Source organism: uncultured Gimesia sp., assembly GCF_937910335.1.
Lineage (GTDB): Bacteria > Planctomycetota > Planctomycetia > Planctomycetales > Planctomycetaceae > Gimesia.
The window spans coordinates 1-3,300 of record NZ_CALEMX010000370.1 but is presented as its reverse complement, the minus strand read 5'-3'; the positions used below and the strand labels follow the sequence as shown (position 1 = coordinate 3,300).

The following is a 3,300-nucleotide window of genomic DNA, read 5'->3' as shown; positions in this document are numbered from 1 at the left end:
ATTTTGGAAATGCAGTGTTCAATGAGCAAGGAAAAATAGAGCGTTCACAACTTGCGAAAATTGTTTTTGGAGAATCAAAAAAACATCAAGATTCATTGAAGAAACTCGAAGAACTAGTTCACCCCGAGATTCATCGCAAACTTGAGCAGGAGATTTTGTCCGCCAGGACAACAAAAAAAGTTGATGCAATCCTAGTTGATGCAGCGATCATTTTAGAGGCAGGCTGGAAAGACTTGTGCGACCAGATCGTATTTATTGAATGCCCTTTTGAACAACGGTTGAAAAGGGTGATTCAGAACCGAGGGTGGTCATCAGCTGAATTAGAGAAACGGGAGAAACAACAATATCCTCTCTCAAAAAAACTAAAACTGACAAATTATATTGTTCACAATGACCATGATCTGGATAGTGCCGCGCAAGAGTTATCCAGTTTCATTGAAACTTTATAGACTAGATAAAAAACAGACAAATAATTTAACTTTGAATGTCTTTCCAAAACAATCTTTGACATTTGAACTTCAAACTCATCCCAGACGATACCCTGAACATCTCATGATGCTTTTCCCTTGTTTATGAAAACCTTCCAAAGGTTAATTAGTCTCCACGTTCAACACATCTAAATGATTCAAGAACTCCACGCTATTTCATCTCATTAAATTAGTAATTCGGAAAGTTATTGACATGGCCAAATCCATAAAACTTCAGACATCTGAAAATGACGGAGTTGTGGCTTCAAAAGACAAAGACATTGAAGAGTTTGATCAAAAGTCAAAACAAGAAAAAACTCCTGCTACGCGCCAGCAACGAGAATCTGCCATCACTCGCGCAGCAGATGAGCGTTATGAAAAGATCAAGCAAAGCGATATTCATATCGCCGACCTGCAACGGTTGACAATGAAAGATCTCATGCAGTTGGCCAAAGAGGAGAATCTGACAGAATATACAGGCTTGAAAAAGCAAGACCTGATTTTCAAGATTCTAAAAGAGCGTACAAAGGTAAACGGCCTAATGTTCGGGGAAGGAACATTGGAAATTTTGCCAGACGGATTTGGTTTTTTACGAAGCCCCGATTACCACTACCTACCGTGCCCTGATGATATCTACGTCTCTCCCAGCCAAATACGCCGTTTCGGATTACGCACAGGTGCGATCGTTGCTGGCCAGATTCGGCCCCCTAAAGAAAATGAACGCTATTTTGCGTTACTTCGTGTTGAGGCCGTTAATGGCTGTGATCCCGAAATCCTGACAACAAAAGTATTTTTTGATGATTTGACTCCCTTGCATCCGAAAGAACGTTTAAAGCTTTCTTCAGAGGCAGGAAACTTGAGCACGAGAATTGTTGATCTAGTCGCACCTGTGGGTATGGGTCAACGTGGCTTGATCGTCTCACCACCCCGTGCTGGAAAAACGGTAATGTTACAGGAAATGGCAAAGTGTGTGCTAGGCAGTCACCCTAATGCCTATGTATTTATCCTGTTGATTGATGAACGGCCCGAAGAAGTAACAGACATGGAACGTCAGGTGGGTGGAGATCGATGTGAAGTAGTCAGTAGTACGTTTGATGAACCACCGAGCCGACATATACAGGTTTCGGAAATGGTGATTGAAAAAGCCAAACGGATGGTCGAGTATGGTGAAGATGTTGTCATTTTCCTGGATTCTATTACGCGATTGGCCCGTGCCTGGAATACGGAAGTACCGCATTCAGGAAAAATTCTTTCTGGTGGAGTAGATGCTAATGCCTTGCAGCATCCGAAACGTTTTTTTGGTGCTGCCCGGAATGTGGAAGAGGGCGGCAGTTTAACCATTGTTGCAACAGCTCTGGTTGACACCGGCAGCCGTATGGATGAAGTGATCTTTGAAGAATTTAAGGGAACTGGTAATACCGAATTACATTTGGATCGCAGAATGGTCGAAAAACGAATCTGGCCAGCCATTGATGTCAATAAATCAGGAACGCGACGCGAAGAATTATTGATGGACGAAGAGGAATTACGCAGAGTCTGGATTCTAAGACGTGTGCTCAACGACATGAATCCGGTGGATGCAATGGAACTTCTGACGAACAGAATGCGTCGTACCAAAACTAACGAAGAATTTTTACTGAGTATGAATCTAGGTTAGAAATTCACCAAAGTCTGGTCCTGATTTCTCAATATACTTGAGCCAAATCAAACGCGGCAAGACTCGTAGAGTCTACGATTCTTCAATACTGAGATATAAATTTGGCGATTCATGAGGCGTTTTTTCTTATTTCCTTTAGACTATTTTTTTAAGTTACCACTTCGATGAACCATAAACTGATTGAAGGTGATTTACTTGCTCGCGATGCGAGCTTTGCCATCGTTGTTTCCCGTTGGAATGAGTTGATTACTCGTAAATTGCTGGAAGGGGCGCTGGAAACATTTCGCCGCCATGGTGGCTTGGAAGAAAACATCACAGTGACTTGGGTACCCGGATCTTTCGAGTTACCTCTGGTTGCTGATCGCTTAGCAAAAAGTGGTCGCTATCAGGCTGTTTGCTGTCTGGGTGCTGTGATTCAGGGAAGCACCATGCATCATGACTATATCAATCACCAGGTCGCCGCGGGAATCATGCGTAGCAGTCAGGAAAGTGGTGTACCAGTCCTATTTGGAGTATTGACCTGCGAGACCATGGAGCAGGCACTGGACCGCGCTGGTGGAAAAGTCGGTAATAAAGGGAGCGAAGCCGTTCTGGCTGCGATTGAAATGGTAAATCTTTTAAAATCGATAGATCAGGAACAGGCATAATTTAGTTTTGAAGGCAGTAACCAGAGTACATTAAAACTCTGATCCCCCCTATTTGCGTTAGTGATAATCTATGTCTCTTCGAAAACAGGCACGACAACTGGTTGTGCAAATGCTTTATCAAGTTGATCTGAACCCTGATATTACTGCGGGTGAGGTTCGCCGTATGATTGAAGAGCATGGTCACAATAATACCAGCCGAACTTTCGCCTGGCAGTTATTTACTGGTGTAATGGAGTACAAGCCACAGATCGACACTGAAATTGTACGTGTCGCTGAAAACTGGAGTTTGAAGAGGATGGCAGTTACAGACCGCAATATTCTCCGACTTGGCGGCTATGAATTACTCCACACTGATACCCCTTCAGCTGTCGTGATAGATGAAGCAGTTGAGTTGGCTCGTGAATTTGGGAGCGCGCAATCTTCCCAGTTCGTCAATGGAATTCTCGACAAACTGATTCCGCGTGCAGACAATCTGGTTCCGCCATTGGAAGACAAGCCGGTCCCAACAAAAGAAGATCATCAGGCTCCC

General features: G+C 43.6%; 4 protein-coding genes. All 4 read left to right on the top strand.

Features of this window, described 5'->3' with window-relative positions; translation table 11 throughout:
* Positions 1-449, top strand: a 449-nt coding sequence (gene coaE / locus Q0668_RS14810; RefSeq protein WP_298866026.1) for a dephospho-CoA kinase, incomplete at its 5' end; no start/stop codon positions are given.
* Between the two features lie 232 nt (positions 450-681).
* Positions 682-2,124, top strand: a complete 1,443-nt coding sequence (gene rho, locus Q0668_RS14805; RefSeq protein ID WP_366918906.1) for a transcription termination factor Rho — start codon at positions 682-684, stop codon at positions 2,122-2,124.
* 164 nt (positions 2,125-2,288) lie between these two features.
* Positions 2,289-2,771, top strand: coding sequence for a 6,7-dimethyl-8-ribityllumazine synthase (gene ribE / locus Q0668_RS14800; RefSeq protein ID WP_298866024.1), 483 nt, complete (start codon positions 2,289-2,291; stop codon positions 2,769-2,771).
* A 70-nt stretch (positions 2,772-2,841) separates the two neighbouring features.
* Positions 2,842-3,300: transcription antitermination factor NusB (nusB, locus tag Q0668_RS14795; protein WP_298866022.1), on the top strand; the 459-nt coding region annotated here is incomplete at its 3' end.